General features: G+C 39.0%; 15 protein-coding genes. 5 read left to right on the top strand and 10 right to left on the bottom strand.

What is annotated here, in order from left to right; all coding sequences use genetic code 11:
- Window positions 1-466: 466 nt before the first annotated feature.
- The 6 genes from AAGC65_RS03835 to AAGC65_RS03810 all read right to left on the bottom strand — a co-directional run bounded on the left by AAGC65_RS03835 (window position 467) and on the right by AAGC65_RS03810 (window position 11,209).
- Window positions 467-1,852 (bottom strand): SusD/RagB family nutrient-binding outer membrane lipoprotein, encoded by a 1,386-nt coding sequence (locus AAGC65_RS03835; RefSeq protein ID WP_343111085.1) that lies wholly within the window; start codon window positions 1,850-1,852, stop codon window positions 467-469.
- 19 nt (window positions 1,853-1,871) lie between these two features.
- A complete protein-coding gene (locus AAGC65_RS03830; protein ID WP_343111084.1) occupies window positions 1,872-4,973 on the bottom strand; it encodes a SusC/RagA family TonB-linked outer membrane protein in 3,102 nt (1,033 codons plus the stop codon).
- A 577-nt stretch (window positions 4,974-5,550) separates the two neighbouring features.
- The gene (locus AAGC65_RS03825) at window positions 5,551-6,417 is read right to left on the bottom strand and encodes an AraC family transcriptional regulator (protein ID WP_343111083.1); all 867 of its coding nucleotides are present in this window, start codon (window positions 6,415-6,417) and stop codon (window positions 5,551-5,553) included.
- A gap of 561 nt (window positions 6,418-6,978) precedes the next feature.
- Window positions 6,979-7,605, bottom strand: a complete 627-nt coding sequence (locus AAGC65_RS03820) for a response regulator transcription factor (RefSeq protein ID WP_343111082.1) — start codon at window positions 7,603-7,605, stop codon at window positions 6,979-6,981.
- A gap of 13 nt (window positions 7,606-7,618) precedes the next feature.
- Window positions 7,619-10,543, bottom strand: coding sequence for a two-component regulator propeller domain-containing protein (locus tag AAGC65_RS03815; RefSeq protein ID WP_343111081.1), 2,925 nt, complete (start codon window positions 10,541-10,543; stop codon window positions 7,619-7,621).
- 183 nt (window positions 10,544-10,726) lie between these two features.
- Window positions 10,727-11,209, bottom strand: coding sequence for a hypothetical protein (locus AAGC65_RS03810; protein ID WP_343111080.1), 483 nt, complete (start codon window positions 11,207-11,209; stop codon window positions 10,727-10,729).
- A 239-nt stretch (window positions 11,210-11,448) separates the two neighbouring features.
- Here AAGC65_RS03810 and AAGC65_RS03805 point away from each other — a divergent pair, with 239 nt between their 5' ends.
- The 4 genes from AAGC65_RS03805 to AAGC65_RS03790 all read left to right on the top strand — a co-directional run bounded on the left by AAGC65_RS03805 (window position 11,449) and on the right by AAGC65_RS03790 (window position 14,083).
- The gene (locus tag AAGC65_RS03805; protein ID WP_343111079.1) at window positions 11,449-12,399 is read left to right on the top strand and encodes an aldo/keto reductase; all 951 of its coding nucleotides are present in this window, start codon (window positions 11,449-11,451) and stop codon (window positions 12,397-12,399) included.
- 103 nt (window positions 12,400-12,502) lie between these two features.
- Complete coding sequence (locus AAGC65_RS03800) at window positions 12,503-13,387, top strand: helix-turn-helix transcriptional regulator (protein WP_343111078.1); 885 nt, start codon at window positions 12,503-12,505, stop codon at window positions 13,385-13,387.
- Complete coding sequence (locus tag AAGC65_RS03795) at window positions 13,377-13,784, top strand: DUF983 domain-containing protein (protein WP_343111077.1); 408 nt, start codon at window positions 13,377-13,379, stop codon at window positions 13,782-13,784. Before AAGC65_RS03800 ends, AAGC65_RS03795 begins: the two co-directional genes overlap by 11 nt.
- 143 nt (window positions 13,785-13,927) lie before the next feature.
- Complete coding sequence (locus AAGC65_RS03790) at window positions 13,928-14,083, top strand: hypothetical protein (RefSeq protein WP_343111076.1); 156 nt, start codon at window positions 13,928-13,930, stop codon at window positions 14,081-14,083.
- A gap of 166 nt (window positions 14,084-14,249) precedes the next feature.
- Here AAGC65_RS03790 and AAGC65_RS03785 read toward each other — a convergent pair whose 3' ends face one another.
- The gene (locus AAGC65_RS03785; protein WP_343111075.1) at window positions 14,250-14,531 is read right to left on the bottom strand and encodes a hypothetical protein; all 282 of its coding nucleotides are present in this window, start codon (window positions 14,529-14,531) and stop codon (window positions 14,250-14,252) included.
- Between the two features lie 210 nt (window positions 14,532-14,741).
- Here AAGC65_RS03785 and AAGC65_RS03780 point away from each other — a divergent pair, with 210 nt between their 5' ends.
- On the top strand, window positions 14,742-15,386 hold the full coding sequence (locus AAGC65_RS03780) for an HAD family hydrolase (RefSeq protein ID WP_343111074.1): 645 nt from the start codon (window positions 14,742-14,744) through the stop codon (window positions 15,384-15,386).
- Here the strand turns inward: AAGC65_RS03780 and accC are convergent.
- The 3 genes from accC to AAGC65_RS03765 form a co-directional block, all read right to left on the bottom strand.
- On the bottom strand, window positions 15,381-16,862 hold the full coding sequence (gene accC, locus AAGC65_RS03775; protein ID WP_343111073.1) for an acetyl-CoA carboxylase biotin carboxylase subunit: 1,482 nt from the start codon (window positions 16,860-16,862) through the stop codon (window positions 15,381-15,383). The two genes, AAGC65_RS03780 and accC, sit on opposite strands and share 6 nt — an antisense overlap.
- 76 nt (window positions 16,863-16,938) lie before the next feature.
- On the bottom strand, window positions 16,939-17,166 hold the full coding sequence (locus tag AAGC65_RS03770; RefSeq protein WP_343111072.1) for a hypothetical protein: 228 nt from the start codon (window positions 17,164-17,166) through the stop codon (window positions 16,939-16,941).
- Window positions 17,167-17,367: 201 nt separating this feature from the next.
- Entirely contained in the window at window positions 17,368-17,874 is a 507-nt protein-coding gene (locus tag AAGC65_RS03765) for an N-acetyltransferase family protein (RefSeq protein ID WP_343111071.1), read from the bottom strand.
- Window positions 17,875-17,883: the final 9 nt, after the last annotated feature.

The following is a 17,883-nucleotide window of genomic DNA, read 5'->3' as shown; positions in this document are numbered from 1 at the left end:
ACCGTTATTAAGGCAAAACGAGTTGAAGAACAGTCCGCCGGCAACGGCTAATAAAGTAAATAGTTTCATAGTCAGCTTTATATGTATTATTATGACATCTAAATATTACTAAATGTTACATTTCTTTTTGCAAAAGTGATTTTAGCATATTTCAAGAACTAAAAATCTAAAAATCAAATATATAATCAACAAAAAAAGTCAGTGACCTCGCGTTACTGACTTTTTTAATTAACTATTAACTGACCAAATATTTTAACAAAAACTATCTGGTAATACAAACATAGTATGTATAGAAAAAAAAAGATATGTGAAAATCACCCATAATGTACGGTGGCATCATAGCAGTAAAATCAAAATGACTGATAGCGCAATAAGCCAGCACTTTATTATCAAATAAAAAATATGGTAACAAAAAACGGGCTGCTCTTTTGAGCAGCCCGTTTTTTTATTTAGAGCATTTTTATAATTATTTAGTACCCCACCAAACTGGTACATCCAATGCTATGTATTTAGCATCCGGGTTTGATTGAGACTCAATATCTGGTGTTGGTAACCTTTTAGGAATAGTAGTAGAGATAGCACCCGCAGAAGCTGGCCTGATAACCATTGCAGGGATACCTGTACGTCTAACATCGCTGTAGGCTTCAATCTGGCCAAACATAGCTTTCCATTTTTCAGTCATTATATTGGTTAAATTTGCAGCAGTATAATGAGTGGGTGGTACAACTGTAACTTTTGATAGATCTGGTTTTGTAACATAAACTATAGAACCTACAATACCGGCATTAAGGTCAGCAAGAGCAGTGGGATCACCGGCATTAAGCCTTATTTTAGCTTCAGCCGCAAGGAAACTCGCTTCATATGAAGTTACCAATGGATAGTTACTGGCTACATCAAAATATGATCCTATTACAGATGCATCAGCGTCTACTATTTCTTGCTTAATATCAGCTCCTGAGTATTCAGGTTTTTCGTGTGTGTCTATAGAAAAATAGAAAGGTAATCTTGGATCGTTATTTTGTTTTAAGGCATCTACAAAAACACTGTTAGCAACCATATTACCGGCACGCTGGTTTTGATAAGCGCCCCATTGGTTCTGAGCATTACTCACTGCAGGGTGAGGGTTTACTAAATTATCATCTGCACTGGTTATGCCTTTAGCCAAATATGTTAATACATTGGCGGCAGATTGCGGATCTTTAAGGCTAACTCGGTTTGCATATCTGGCTTTTAAGGTCCAGGCGGCTTTTGTCCATTTAGCTACATCACCACCATAATAAAGGTCGTCGCCGGCAGGGACTTCAACGTTAGCAGTTTGTGCTTTAGCGAAATTCGCAATACCCTGATCTAATAAAGATTGGATAGAAGCTATAACCTGTTGTTGTGTATCATAAGGAGCAACAAACACACCTTTTTGGCCACCAAAAGCCTGAGAATATGGAACATCTCCCCATAAATCGGTTGTTATACCTAAATTAATAGCCATAATAACTTGCGCAATACCGGCATAATAAGGATCAGTTGCCTGATATTTATCAATCATGATCTTGGCATTTTGCATGGTACCGGCGTATAAACCAACCCAATGGTTATTGTAATCACTGGTTTGCAGGTTATAGTTTTGCAAAGCCTGGTATTGACCAGTTGCACCCGCCATTTGTTCGCACAGAATAGATGAAACACGGGCCAAATCACCTTCGGTATTTTGAATAGTATTAACCTCAAGTGCGGTTAATAATACAGCAGGCGTCACATTTAACGGATCATTAGGGCTCGTATACAGCACATCTCCTTTTTTACAAGCGCTTACCAAAACAAGAGCAAGCATCGCAAAATATTTTTTATTTTTCATTTTAATAATGTTTAAAAGATTAAAAACCAACTTTAACAGAAACTGATCCTGATTTTGTACCTGGGTTATTGTAATAATCATAACCTGTAGCATTTGCCGATGCACCAGTTAAACCGGTTTCAGGGTCAACACCTTTGTAAGGAGTAGATAGGAAAATGTTCCTTAGCGCTAAACCAAACTCAACGTACTGAACAGGTGTTTTAGGATTGTTTTTAGCCAGATTTAATCTGTATGCAAAATTAACAGATCTTAACCTGATCCATGAACCTGACTGCATAGATAACTCGTTGGTTTGACCGCCACCACCAAGGTAGTTGGTAATATAAGAAGTTCCAGAAATTTCTTTGGTATTTGGCTGACCTGCATTTGGTCCGCTGGCTACAACACCAGGAATAACATAGGTTCTGTTCCTGTCTTCAGATTCGATTGATTTACCTCTGAAGTTCAGGTTCTGCCATGTACCGTTCCATAAAGTTCCGCCTTTTCTGAAATCCCAAAGGAATGAGAAAGAGAACGCTTTATAAGTAAACTCGTTAGTTATGTTCCCTAACCAGGTAGGGTTTGGATTACCCAACTGGCTTTGTTCAGTAGCAATAAGTGGTAAGCCGGTATCAGGGCTTATCAGTACACTACCTTTACTATCTCTCTGGAAGGCATAACCATATAATGCGCCGAATGGCTTGCCTACAATAGCAAATGATTGTGGTTGTGAGAAGAAGTTACCCACGGCAAACTCGGTTACACCCGGAGCCAGTTTTTGAACAACGTTGTTGTTTTTTGACCAGTTAGCGGTAACATCCCACCTGAAATTTTCTGTTTTAACAGGAGTACCGGTTACACCGATCTCAATACCTCTGTTTCTGATCTGTGCAATATTGTGGAAAAAGTATTGGAAGCCAGAAGTTGGGGCAACAGGCTGAGAAATTAACAGGTCATGAGAAGTTTGTTGATATAAAGTTGCATCAAAACCTAAACGGTTATCAAAAAACTTCATTTCCAAACCAGCCTCAAGGCCCTGGTTTCTTTCCGGTTTTAAAAACTCTGAAGGTACTGTAGCAGAAATCGCATAACCATTATGATTAACACCATCAGCATCCGGATAAGGGAAACTTAAACCATTGGTGAAACCATCGGCAATTGTTGGAACTGTGAAGTATGTTTTAGTTCTATAAACACCCGGAGAGATACCTACATTTGAATAAGCAAATCTTATTTTTCCGTAGCTGATTGTTTTTTGATCTTTTAGCAAACTTGAGAATACATAAGATATATCTGCTTTAGGATAAAAGAAACCTTTTGAATCCGGACCAAATGTTGTTGACCATTCATTTCTACCGGTTAAAGTCAAGAATATTTGGCTTCTGTAATCTAAGGTAACATCAGCTAACACCGCTTTGCTGTTCTGATATGATGCATCATTGCTAACATAAAGCTCAGCAGCATTACTAAAGTTGTAAAAGTTGGGAATTGATAAAACCCTGCCACGCTCAAAAGAGCTTGTAGATTGTGAATAGTTATAGTTAGCACCTACTAAACCGCTTAAGGTAAAGTATTTATTGGCACCAAATGATTTGTTGAACTTCAATAATAAATCAGAGTATAAGCTACGGAAATCAACATTTATCCTGTTAACCTGACCTGTACCGTCTGCTGCATCATTTCCTACAGATGAAACTGCATAATCTTTTTCATCTGATGTGTGATATGAGTCTACACCTACTTTAAATGATAAGGTAAATATTTTGCTCAGTTTGGCATCTACATATCCATTGCCTACCAACCTGTTATTTTCTTCGGTAAAAGGGTTATAACGTGCAGAGAAGAATGGGTTATCATATGATCCAAAATAAGTGTTTTGGGTACCATCCTTATTGATGTAATTCCTGCCATCAAATTCAACCGGCATTCTTAATAATGCAAGCATCACACCTGACAAATCTGAACCGCCCGAAGGAGATTCGCTATTAGTATTGGTGTAGTTCATGGTTCCACCTACAGTAATATAGTCGTTTAGTTTGCTATCGGCAGTTAAACGCACATTATACCTGTTTAAAAAAGATGAAGGAATAATACCTTTGATATTAGAGCTTCCTACAGCCATCCTAAAGGTAGTTTTATCATTACCACCGTTAATTGCAACGTTATTGGTAAGTGTAGAACCTGTTTTAAAGAAATTACCTACGTTATCAAACGTTGGGATTTTATTAGCAATCAGATCCTGCCCAAAACTGTTAGCTGTTCCGCTTGAAAACACACCGCCTGAACCCTGACCATAACGGTTTTGTAACTTAGGCAATTTGCTAACCTTATCAAATTGAGCACTGCTGTTAAATGTTACACCTATGCCATTTTTTGATTTTCCCCTTTTAGTAGTGTAAATTATAGCTCCGTTACCTGCAGATTGTCCGTACAAAGCCGCAGCTGCCGGGCCTTTAAGGATACTTACCGATTCAATATCATCTGGGTTTATATCAATGGCCCTATTTGAAAGCTGTGCACCAGCCAACCTGTTGTCGTAAGGGTTATCACCTGCGTTAACATAATTTACATCATTGTTAATCGGCACACCGTCAACGACGATAAGCGGTTGATTGTCTCCTTGGAATGTTGCAGGGCCACGTAAAATAACTTTTGATGAAGCACCCGGGGTACCGCTTGATGAAACTACCGATACACCTGTTGCTTTTGCAGCCAAACCTTCAACTATGTTAGACTCACCAGATTTAACCAGGTCGTCGCCCTTCACAGTAGATACAGAGTAACCTATAGACCGCTCACTTTTCTTAACGCCTAACGCGGTTACAACTACCTCATTCAGTTGTTGGTTGCTTTGCACCAGCACTACGTTTATCTCTTTTCTATCGCCAACTACAACTTCCTGCGGGGCGTATACGATAAATGAAAATACCAATGTTGAGCCCGCAGGCACACTAAGTGAGTATTTACCATTTGTATTGGTTTGGGTACCAACTTGTGTACCTTTTATTTTTACAGTTACACCAGGCATAGGTAAACCATCTTCCTTAGCGGTTACTGTACCGGTAACGGTTCTGTTTTGCGCATAGGCCGTAGTGACCATGCATAAACAAATCATGAAAATTTTGAGTAATTTTTGTTTCATGCTTTTTAAATTAATTATTAAATATGTATTATTATTTTATGCTTTTAAATTTAATAAGAATTTAAATGCCAGACAAGGATTTGGGCATTTAATTGATTGTAGTACTGTTAAATACAGTTTAGCGAAGGTTTAAACCATTAATTAATCATCTTACCCCATCCTTAAAAAAACCTTCACCATCAAAACTACAAAGAACAAACAGATATCTTATTAGCTAAAAAAATTTCAATCCCAGTTGTCAAATAGCCTGTACAACTTATTAAAATGATCAGACCTATCAACTGAAGGGGAGCCAATTGATATTCTGGTATTTACATGCATTTTGGTTATGCCTGTATAATAAAATGAATATTAAATTTAAGTAGGGTTTGTTACCATATATATGTGTTTATCGTTAATCAATAGCGGCTAAAGTTAAAGCCTACTTTACTTATACAAAACACAATAATAACATATGAGATTATAGCCCAATGTGCGAGAATCACCATTTTCACAATTTTCACACATTAGTTTCACAAGTTTTTGGGATCACTTGTGGCATTGCTTTTTTAGCTCTGAAGAATAAAATACAGGCAAACTAAGCTATCTGCCTGTATTTCAAAGGAGTAATCTTATAGTGATTTTTAAATAACCTGATAAAAGAGCTTGGGCACTCAAAACCAATTAAGTTTACAACTTCGTTAATTGGATATGAAGTGTTCCTCAATAAAAGTTGGGCCCTTCTTAAACGCAGTTGTATTAAAAACTGATGCGGTGTTAAATTAAATGCCTGTTTAAACGTACGAAGCAAATGATTCACAGAAAGACAGGAATGTTCTGCCAGATCTTCCAGGCTTATATTTTGATTATAATTACTATAAAGGTATTCTTTAGCCAGGTTAAGCCTTCGCAATATCTCCATTTTAGTATTTTGATTTAAAAAATGGAGCCTGTCAGCTTTGTTAATTATCTCTTCATCATAAATATTGAAGTAATTAACCAGGCAGTGATGCAAGTATTCGTTAATCAGTAATTCATCCTCTAATCCACTATCCAAATATTGCTTAAGGTGATATACATTGTACATCAGATCGCCGCTGAGTGGATAAATAGTTTCATCAAATTCAAACAAGTGTTTTGTCTTAAAGGCGCTCCGGCCCAGCAAGTGGCTGCCACTAAAAGACCAGCTATCTTTTAAATCATTTAAAAACTGCTCATCAAAATGAATACTAAATGATTGTACCGGAATATCTGAATCGGTATCAGTTGAAAACTGTGTACCTCTGTTGAGTATTAAAAACGAGTCGGGATATATAGATAAATTTCTTCGGCCGATATCATAGCGTTCATTACCGGCAAAAACAAAGCGCAGGCTAAAGTCTGAACTATATTGCAGATTCTGACCCTGACTGCTTGTACGGCTGTATATTTTATTATTATTTCTTAAAGTTTTTGAATAATCCATAACATAAAATTTATTATTCCCTGTGTTTTATTTGTTCGGCAACACCCTATTACCTTCAGACACCTGACTACCATTATAGACAGTTGACCATATAAGATGGCAGCTATTCATATGGCTTAATTTTTAAAACATTATTATCATCAATAAACAGAATTACTTCTCCGTTTCACGATGCAATAGTTATTTAAAAACTGCAGGATAAGCTCTCTTAATTATTGAGATGATAATTAATGCGAGTTACAGTAGCCGATCAGTTAAAACTTCCGTACATATCAAAGATAGGCTTAACTAATGAGTAACCTATCCCCCTATTTGGGGGATTTTATGTAGTCAAAGTGTATTAAGCTTCATTTTGCACCATCATATACAAGAAACTAATTATCAACCTATTAAAACCAGATACTAACAATAACCGAACCTGCTTTTTATACTTTGATCAAATTTCAAGTAATGCTAAGTATCTCTCTAAAAATAATTTACGATAACTTATTACCAAAGGTAACAGGACTACAAATTTTAAAATTGTATAAATCGGAACAGTTGTACGTTTCCCGGAGTATTTTAGATCAGTTTATTTTGCTTTGCCATTTTTATGGCATCGGCACGTGAATTAACATCAAGCTTGTTATATATATTTTTGATATGGCTGCGCACTGTTTCAAGGTCGATAAACAACTCCTTAGCTATCTGACTCCGGCTTTTCCCCTCACCTATTAATTCCAGGATCTGGGTTTCGCGTTTGGACAAGGGCGACTCCTGATTCTTTTGAAACGAGCGTATAACCAGCTTGGCTATATTGATGCTCATGGGCCCTCCACCCTCTTTTACTTCTTTAATTGATTCAATTATTTTAGCCGAAGGTGTATTCTTAGTCAAATAGCCTGATGCTCCATTCGCCAATGCGTTAAATATCAATTTTTCTGATTCGTAAACAGTTAGTATCAATATATAACACTGAGGCAATAGCTTTTTTAATTTGGGTATAGCATCAATGCCATTAGTACCCGGCAATTCAATATCCAGCAATATAACCTCCGGATGATCGACTGCTATTTTTTTAACAGCTTCATCAAATGAACAATAGGTGCTCACCACATCATAGCCTTCTGTGGCACCAATTAAATAGGCATAACCATTCCTTATAGTATCATCATCCTCAATAATGCTTATTTTTATGTTACGATTCATAGCTCTTATATAATTAAGCGGCAACGTTTTTCCTGAACCTTAATTCAACAGCCGTTCCCTTTCCCTCTTCCGAAACAATAACGAGTTCGGCATTTATCCGTTTTGCCCTGGCTTTAATATTATTTAATCCGTGCCCTTTGGTTATAGTATCCATACTAAACCCTTTACCATCATCGGTAAGGCGCAAATTTATCTCATATTTATCAAAGTAGGCCCATTGTAATACAACACGTTTAGCATCAGCATGTTTAAGTACATTGTTTAGCAGCTCTTTATATATCATGGTAATATTGCGGCTATACTCCATTGGCAGCTTAATTTGCTGCAGGCTCTCCTCTATCCCTTCAAATATAAAATCGGTTGGTACATCCTGAAAAAGCTCAATGCCTATACCTTTAATATGCATCAGGGTTTCGTATAAATTATCGCTTTTGGGGTCAAGCGCCCATAAAATATCTTTGGTGCCATTATAAAGCGCGGCCGCATTCTGCTTGATCTGATCAACCAAAGTAAGCTGATCTGTTTGGTGATGCTCAATTTTGGCATTTAAAATTTCGGAGAGGATAGATATGCGCGTTAATTTATTACCCAGGTCATCATGAAAATCTTCGGCGGTTTGTTGCCTTATTTTAATTTTCTCTTCCTGCTTCATAGCTTCAATTACCTGCTGGCGCTGTATTTTGCTATGATGCCATATATTCTGCAATCCAAAACCTATTAAAACAAAAAACAACACTGCCGATATTTGAAAAGTTAGTGTTTGATAAAACGGAGGCACAATTTCAAAGCTAAAATTAGCCGTGTTTGCAGATATTTTTCCTTCGGGACTGATAGCTTTTACCTTGAAAGTGTATTTGCCGGGAGGCAGCATAGGATAATCGACTACATTATTTTTTACCGGCGCGCAAAATGCGCTGTCCAGCCCGACCAGTTTATACCGGTATGACACCCCTTCCGGATTTTTTAAATATACTCCGGTAAATGAAATGGCTAAATGGTTTTGCCTGTAACTGAGTTCCGAATTATTGTTTAAGTAAGTATAATTGGTATCGGTGTTTCTGCCAACGTGGGGCATAAGCTTAACATTTTCAATCAGGATGTGGGGTGGCGATAAGGGCTGGGCCTTTACACGTGTATTATAAACCATGACCGATTTGGTGGTGCCAACCCAAATTTGATGATCTCTATAAATTATAGCGTTTTGGTTGGTTTCAAAAACAGGCTCTTTGGTGCCGGTATTATCAATTACTAAAAATTGCTGTTTAACGGGGTCATACTGCATGCGGCTAACCCCGCGGCCTGTACCTATCCAAATTTTACCCAGGTCATCGGCCATGATGCTGTAAACAGCATTGGCCTTGAGGCCATCATTCACAGTATATGCCTTTAAATGACCGCTCTTGATATCCCAGGTGAACATACCACTATCATCGGTACCAATAAGCATCTGATCTTTATACCGGAACATGCAAAGTATGGCTGAGTTTTTAAGCAGTTTCTGGTTAGAGAAAGTATTCACTATTTTTTTATTCACCGCCAGCACAATACCATTTTGCGTACCGATAAACACCGAGTCGCGGCCGGTTGCTACCAGCGATGCCGAGAAATCTGTACTTTTTTCTAAATGCTTTAGCTGGCCGCTTTCATAATAATAGCATCCCATTGAAGTAGCCATCCATATTATCCCATCACTATTAGCTGTAATACAATGAAAGGCTAAGTCCTCGCTGCCTTTTACCTGCCTGAAACCCTTTTGATCATATTGCCATAAACCAGTCTGATCTGTACCAATCCAGGTAGTTTTATTTTTGTCGGTATATAAACATTGTACCCCTTTTAAATATTTCGGTTTAACAGGCGTAGCTACCTCAGTTAATTTTTGCCCGTCATACCTGAGCAGGCCACCACCATCAATGCCTAATAAAACATGGTTATTCCAATCTGTTGTAATAGCCATAGCAATTTTTGAGTTGGACAAACCTTGCGATATATCAAAGGTTACATATCCGTTACCCTCGCACCGGTACACGCCGTTACCTCCGCTTGCCAGCCACAAATTATGATCAGCATCGCAGTATATATCTTCTATTGAGTTATCACTTAATCCTTTTGCCGAATTATAGTGTATCACCTCGCTTTCATTAGGTATACAATAGGCGCCATTATCTGTACCTACCCATAAGGCTTTATAATTATCCTGCTCCAGGCTAAGCATTTGCCCCTTTATGGTTGCCGTTTGTTTAGGTGCAAAAGGCTGAAGTTGATTATTGCTATCAATGTAAAACAAACCGTCCCACGCCAAAATGAATATTCTTTGGCTGTCAAACTTGTCGAACAAAATTTTCCGGACCGGCACCGATCCATACCGGGTATCAAATGCTGTAGAAAAGGTCCATTTATTACCGGTTAAGCTATACAAGCCTTTTTGATAAACGGCTACATATAATTTACCCTTGTTTACTGTTAAAGCGGTAACCTTAAACCCGTTCAAGGGCGAGGTTTGGACCATTTTATCACCGCTGATCCTGAACAGATCGCCTGCCATAATTACCCATATGGTTCCATTACCATCCTGAGCAATATTGGTAACCATATTGTTTTTTTGCTCCGTATCAGCTACTATAGTTTTAATCTTATTGTTGTCAAGTACGGCCAATCCGTTTAGCGTACCAAACCATGTACGGCCTGCTTTATCAACAAAAACAGTTTTTACAAAGTTACTCGGGAGTCCATCCTGCCTGTTATAACTTACAAAATCTTTCCCGTCAAAACGGCAAACACCTCCCAAAGTAGCAATCCAAAGGCGGTGTTCATTATCCATAAATAACTTATTCACCTGCGATTGTATCAACCCATTCTCAATATCATAGTGGGCAAAGGTGTATTTCTGGGCCAGCACCAATCTTCCCTGCAATAAACAAAGGAATATCGCGCACACAAATACCCTTGTTATATATATAAACCGCTTATTCAATTACACACAAATTAATAGCCCTAAGTATCAACACAATTAAATTCAAATTAAAGCTAAATAAAATAAAAAAAATCCCCCTTTTGGGGTGATTCGATATTACGAGGGCAACCTGTCTGGCTGCCCCATTCAGTTAATTGATTAATAAGATCAGTTTTTAAATTCTTTTTTAGCTGTTACCCGTTCATTATTAACCGGTGCTTCTATATCATCAAACATCTTATAAACCTGTGCAATTTTCCATTGTTCATTATCGTCTTTTTCAACTATCAGGTAGTTATGCTGAATAGTATCATGATAACTGAAATCGACCCGGGCTATTACTAAGGCATCACTCTTGGCAAGTACCTGGTAATCTGACTCACAGTTTTGTTTAGTGCCCGAATTGTTCCTCAGGCTCTCCACCAGGCTTGATTTATCTTGTTTGATAACTTTATTACCACGTGGTATGTTTAAGCTGGAGTTATCGTCCATTATATTTTTAAGTTTTTTATAATCGGAGTTTACGTGGCTATCAATAAAATCATTGATCACCACTTTATAATCCCCATCAGATTTTGGCCCGGTATAGGCATAGGTAGCTGTGGCAGATAATAAACTTATTATGCAAACCACCAGGAGTTTCTTATTCATGTGATATTTTTTTATCAAATGTCACTACGGTTATAAAATAAAAATATGTGTATAACACCTTAAAAATATGCGTATAACACCAATTAATATGGTATAATTTATTGGGCATTAACTTTTGCAAACTCGTTTTACGCCTCTCGTAACATTACCTTTACCTGACCACCAATTTCAATTTGCTGACAAACAATTGACGCTTGCCATAACTTTTATAATGAACTTGGATATCTTATTTAAACACTATGGAAAAACGTGAATTAGGTAAATCCGGCTTAAAAACCGCCCCACTGGTTTTTGGAGGTAATGTATTTGGCTGGACCGTTAAAGGCAATGATAATGCCGTTTTATTGGATGCATTTTTAGATGCCGGATTTAATACGGTTGATACTGCCGATGTTTACTCGGCATGGGTTCCGGGCAATAAAGGTGGAGATTCTGAAACTGAAATTGGCAAATGGCTTAAACAAGGCGGCAAACGCGATAAGGTAATTATTGCCACCAAAGTAGGTGCCGAACTTGGCCCCGATAAGAAAGGGCTTAAAAAGGATTACATCATTAAAGCCGCTGAAGATTCGTTAAGCAGGCTGCAAACAGATTATATTGACCTGTACCAATCGCATTATGATGATGCCGCTACCCCGGTTGAGGAAACCTTGAGCGCCTACGATCAATTGATTAAAGATGGTAAGGTGCGGGCCATTGGCGCATCTAATTTTTCGGTAGAGCGCTTGCACGAGTCACTTAAAGCAAGCCGCGAAAAGGGATTGGCTGCTTACCAAACCCTGCAGCCTGAATATAATTTATTTGACCGCCAGCAATACGAAACTGTTTTTGAGCCTTTTATCAGGGAGCAGAACATTGGTGTTATCAGCTACTTTTCGTTGGCAAGCGGCTTTTTGAGCGGCAAATATCGCTCGTTAGATGATCTGGAGGGACGCAGCAGGGCTGGTTTGGTTAAAAAATATTTAACAGAAAGGGGATTCAATATATTAAAAGCCTTGGATGAGGTAGCTGCTCAATACAACTCAAAGCCCGCAGTTATAGCTTTAGCATGGTTAATTGCAAGGCCCGGCATAACCGCGCCTATAGTAAGTGCTACCTCCTTAGCTCAGCTTCATGAACTTACGCAAGCAGCATCCCTTCAATTAAGCACTGAAGCTATTGAAACGCTTAATACAGCAAGCGCATACTAAATAAAACATTTTTTAATGGTACTATTCAATTATCCTTAAATAGTACCATTAAAAAATAAAATAGTACCATTATAAGTGGTAGTTTGGTGTGTAAATTTGTTTCATGATACAAAACATACCACTATATGATATCTGCTCCCTATCTGATATAGATCAGGACGATATACTTATAAGCCGTTTTGCGCCATACCTGGATACCCATAAAAACCTGCTGACCACCCACCGCCATTCATTTTACCATGTGGTGTTATTTACAGAGGCTGGCGGCACACACACTATCGATTTTGAAAACTTTGAAGCCAGGCCTGGTCAAATTTATTTTATGACACCCGGCCAGGTACATTCCTGGAGTTTCAGTGGTCATACAGACGGCTATATCATCAATTTTTCAACTTCATTTTTACAATCATTTTTGTTGCAGCAGGGATACCTTGATAACTTTTCATTTTTCAGCGGTAACCTGGCCGACGCGGTGATCAACTTACCTGATGAAACTTATAAGACTGTTAAAGCTTTATTTGAAACTATTATAGCCGAGTATGAAGCGCCCTCTGCATCAGCCAGCGATATGGTTAGGCTTTTAATGCTACAGATATTTATCAAGGTTAACAGGCTTTGCATAAACCCGGTTTCGGGAGGTAATTCATCGTACAACCAAACGCTGCTCAAGAGTTTTAAAAACTTAATAGAGCATCATTACAGCGATATCAAGTTACCTAAAGATTATGCAGCCATGCTGTATATTACCCCTAATCATCTTAACGCGGTTTGCAAAGATATTATGGGTATATCTGCTGGCGAAATGATCAGGAACAGGGTATTGCTGGAAGCCAAACGTATGCTTACCAACCCTAAGCTAAGTATCAATGAGATATCACTCAAATTAAATTTTAGCGACAACTCTTATTTCACCAAGTTTTTTAAAAAGCTGGAAGAAACCACTCCCGAAGAATTCAGAAAAAAATTAATATACGATCATGGAAAATAAACAATACAAATTAGCCGCCTGGCCCGCCATTGTACACGCTAAATGCCCGCGTTGCAGGCGTGGTAAACTCTTTGCCAACGGCATGTACGGCTTTAAAGGCCAGGTAATGAATACCACCTGTTCACATTGCGGTTTGGTGTTTGAACGGGAACCCGGTTATTTTTATGTGGCCATGTTTGTGAGCTATGCGTTTAACGTAGCCGAAATGGTAACCATTGCCGTTGCAATCAGCGTGTTAACCGGCAGCAGAAACCCGTGGTTGTATGTTTCCATAATATTAGGAGTAGCGGTAATACTATCGCCCTTCAACTTCAGATATTCAAGGGTAATATTGTTGCACTGGCTTACCCCGGGCCTTCACTATCACCCTGAGCTGAGCCAGGACAAAATTGACTGATCTTTTTGTTTCTTTTTGATGATGATGATGGACGTTTGCGGCGTAAAAACCGCAAGCGTTTTTTTATGCACATTAAACCTTAATTAACGCTTTCGGTCATAATTATATAAAGCTTAAAGTTTATAACATTAATTTTTTGACCTATGAAAACCAAATTGATCACCATAAAAAAAGACCTGTATAATGTATTTGTAATGGGCAATGCCGATGACAGGCAACTGGCCCGCGTGTACATTTTGTTAGCCATACCCATGTTTGCCTTGCTATTCTCATTCGGGCATTTTCCATTGTATAAATGACTATATTAAAAAAACTTACGGGACTTAGCCCCGTAAGTTTTACATCCCCTAAAAACAAGACAGCCATTACATTGCTGTAATGACTGCTTGCCAACTGATCCCTAACTAATTAAACTAAACAAAATTCTTATTCACAATTCTGCCCAATTTGGTACAGCTATTACAACTACCAGATGTGGCTTTTTAAACCGGCAATTATATTGCATTGTTTATCTGTCCACCTTCTGCCTTTTAAAAAGTTTTTATAATTAAAGCTGGTTATGATGTAAGGGGTATTATTCTGTTTATCTGTTTTTACCGAACTATCTAACCGGCTACTATGGCTATGCTTTGAACCTGATGGAACTTGATTGAGCTCTTTTTCGCGATCGGTAGTAAACAGGTTTGCGCAGGCAATTAACAAGAGCGATACGAAAACAAAAATTAAAAAGTGATAAAAGAGTTTCATGGTATTGCTTAAAAATATAACAGGTAACGGATTAAATATTGACTCAAAGTTAAGCCTTGCTAAAACGAAATACATGAGGGATAGCACCCATTAGCATACGTAATTTTACGCATTCTATATGTACACATTCGTATATCTCTATTGACACCGGGTTACCTTATATCGGTCTTTATCGCTCAATCATCTATTTTTATTACTTTTGCCCACGCTATGGAAACTTCATTACACAATCAATTCGACAGTATAATTTTTGACCTTGACGGCACCCTTTGGGATAGCACTGCCAATGTGGCCCTGGCCTGGCAGGCAGCAATTGCACAGGTTGATTATATTGATGAGGAAATGACCGTAGAACGTGTAAGATCAATTACCGGCATGACCTATGATGCCATTTTTGATAAGCTATTCCCAAACCTTGATACTCAGCAACGCAAAGAAGTACAAACTCTTTGCGGCATAAGCGAACTGGAAATATTGCATAGTAAAGGCGGTGAACTTTACCCTAAACTGGGCGAAACCCTAAAGCAGTTGGGAACTAAGTATAAACTGTATATAGTGAGCAATTGCCAAAGTGGTTATATCGAGTTGTTTTTGGATTTGAATGATATGCATACGCACTTTTTGGCGCATCAATGTTTTGGCACCAAAGGTAAACCCAAAGCCGATAACATTAAGGATATTGTAAACGACCACCAACTTAAAGCCCCGGTTTATGTGGGCGATACTATGGGCGATTATAACGCGGCTACAGAAGCCGGTGTACCTTTCATTTTTGCCAGCTATGGTTTCGGATCCGTGCCCAATGGCATGGTAGCTACTGTTAACAGCTTTAGCCAGCTTACCGAAATTTTATAACCTGCTGCGGTTTTTTACCCAATTGCTCGTTTCCACATTTTCTGTTGAGGCGGTTATTACTTTTGTTTGGCTGAGTAATTTTTCCATGATAATGGCAGCAACTTTGGCTTCGTTATCGTCATAGGCTTGCAGTACATCAGGAGTAAAATACTTTTTAACAAAGTGAGTATCAAAATTACCTGAGGTAAAAGCCTCGTGCTGCATTACATATTTTCCAAAGCCCAGTGTAGTAACTATCCCGGTTATCTGATACTCATCAATTGCCCTTATCATGCGTTCAATAGCTTCTGCACGGTTTTTACCGTAGGTTATCAGCTTGGCTATCATAGGGTCATAATAAATAGGGATTTCCATGCCCTGTTCAAAACCATCGTCAATCCTTACACCTGCTCCTTTTGGTGTAATGTAAGTTTGCAGCGTACCTATATCGGGTAAAAAGTTATTAGAAGGATCCTCCGCATATACCCTTAATTCCATAGCATGCCCCCTTATTTCCAGGTCTTCCTGCTTAAAACTAATGGCATGGCCGCGGGCTATATTAATTTGCTCCTTTACAAGGTCAATACCGGTTATCAGTTCAGTTACCGGGTGCTCAACCTGTAGCCGGGTATTCATTTCCAGGAAATAAAAATTGAGGTTATCATCCATAATAAACTCTACTGTACCTGCGCCGGTATAGTTTACAGAGCGGGCCACATCAACCGCGCATTTGCCCATCTGCTCCCTGATCTGCGGGGTAAGCACCATTGAGGGGGCCTCTTCAATTACCTTCTGGTGGCGGCGCTGCACAGAGCAATCACGTTCAAACAAGTGAACTATGTTTCCGTGCGTATCGCCCAAAACCTGTATTTCAATATGCCGTGGCGATGATACATATCTTTCTATAAAAACAGAACCATCCCCAAAGGCCGATGTGGCCTCAGATACGGCCAACTGCATTTGTTCTTCAAAATCAGCTTCACCCTCAACTATGCGCATGCCTTTACCGCCACCGCCAGCAGCGGCTTTAATGAGTATAGGGAAACCTACCTCCACAGCTCGCCTTTTGGCTTCTGCAACATCGGTAATAGCCTCTTCGGTACCCGGAACCATCGGGATATTGTATTTTAAAGCAGCAGCTTTAGCCGACAGCTTGTTACCCATTACCTCCATAGCCTCTGGCGATGGCCCGATGAGCACCAATCCGGCCTCACGTACCAGCCTGGCAAAGGCAGCATTCTCGCTTAAAAAACCATAGCCGGGATGTATGGCCGTAGCACCTGTTTTGCGGCAGGCACCTATAATTTTTTCGGCATTAAGATATGATTGGGCCGAGGGAGCCTCGCCTATGTGAACTGCTTCATCCGCATAGCGTACATGCAGGGCATTACGGTCGGCGTCAGAATATACGGCAACTGTTTTAATACCCATTTCACGGGCAGACCGCATAACTCTTAGGGCAATTTCGCCGCGGTTGGCAATCAGTATCTTTTGCATTTAACAAATGTAACAGATTTGCCTATTGCCCGTCGGCAATTTTTGGCGGTGGCAAAATTTATTCCAGGTAAATCTTTTAGGCATCCGGCCTTTTGTCCCAACGGTAAGTTTTACGATGGCAACGATAACAGATATATCTTTTAAGGGGCAGAAAGAACAAAAACATTTTTACAAATGGGCTCCGATGAATACGGCTCAAACTGGCCTTATGGCAACGTTTGCAAAGCGGGCCCTGGAATGTTGTATTAACTTCCTTTCTTTTTGCTGCCGATGTGATAGCCTTGTCTGCAATGTCAGTAGTCATGGTTAATGTAATTTAAGGGGATCTTTAAATAACAATGAACTAATAAAACAGCAATTAACATTTATAGTTAAATTTACTAATTTATTAAGTAAAAAATTAATTTTTTAAATTATCCTTACTAAAGTATGGGAAAACAATGAAGTTTTGATGATTTTTAAGGGGAAGTGACGGTTAAGTATATTACTTAATAAAAGGTTAACCTCATTCGTCAAGCAGCAATTCCATAAAAAGCAGATCGAGCCAGCGGTTAAACTTGAAACCGACCTCCTTAAAATGGGCCACCTGCCTAAAGCCAAGCGATTGGTGCAAATGATAGCTCACCTGATTTTCGCTATCAATACCGGCTATCATGGCATGGATGTTATTTTGTTGAGCCATATGTATAAGCGGCCTGAGCAGAAGCTTGCTGATACCTTGCCCCCTGAACTCAGGATCTACATATACAGAATGTTCAATGGTAAAACGGTAACACGGCCACGCACGGAAATGCCCGTATGAACAAAACCCAACAACTTTACCTGCCGCTTCGGCAACCAAAACCGGGAAACCATTATTCAGGCGTTCCTGATACCAGGCCTGGCGCATTTCAATAGTATGAGGTTCTTCGCTGTAAACAGAAGTGGTATTCAGTATGGCATCATTGTAAATATGGAGTATGGATAAAAGATCGTCTTCCTGTGCGTTTCTGATATTTACTACACTCGCCATATCGCTTAT

This window comes from Mucilaginibacter sp. (genome assembly GCF_039207105.1).
Classification (GTDB): Bacteria; Bacteroidota; Bacteroidia; order Sphingobacteriales; family Sphingobacteriaceae; genus Mucilaginibacter.
This window is presented reverse-complemented; position numbering and strand designations above follow the sequence as displayed.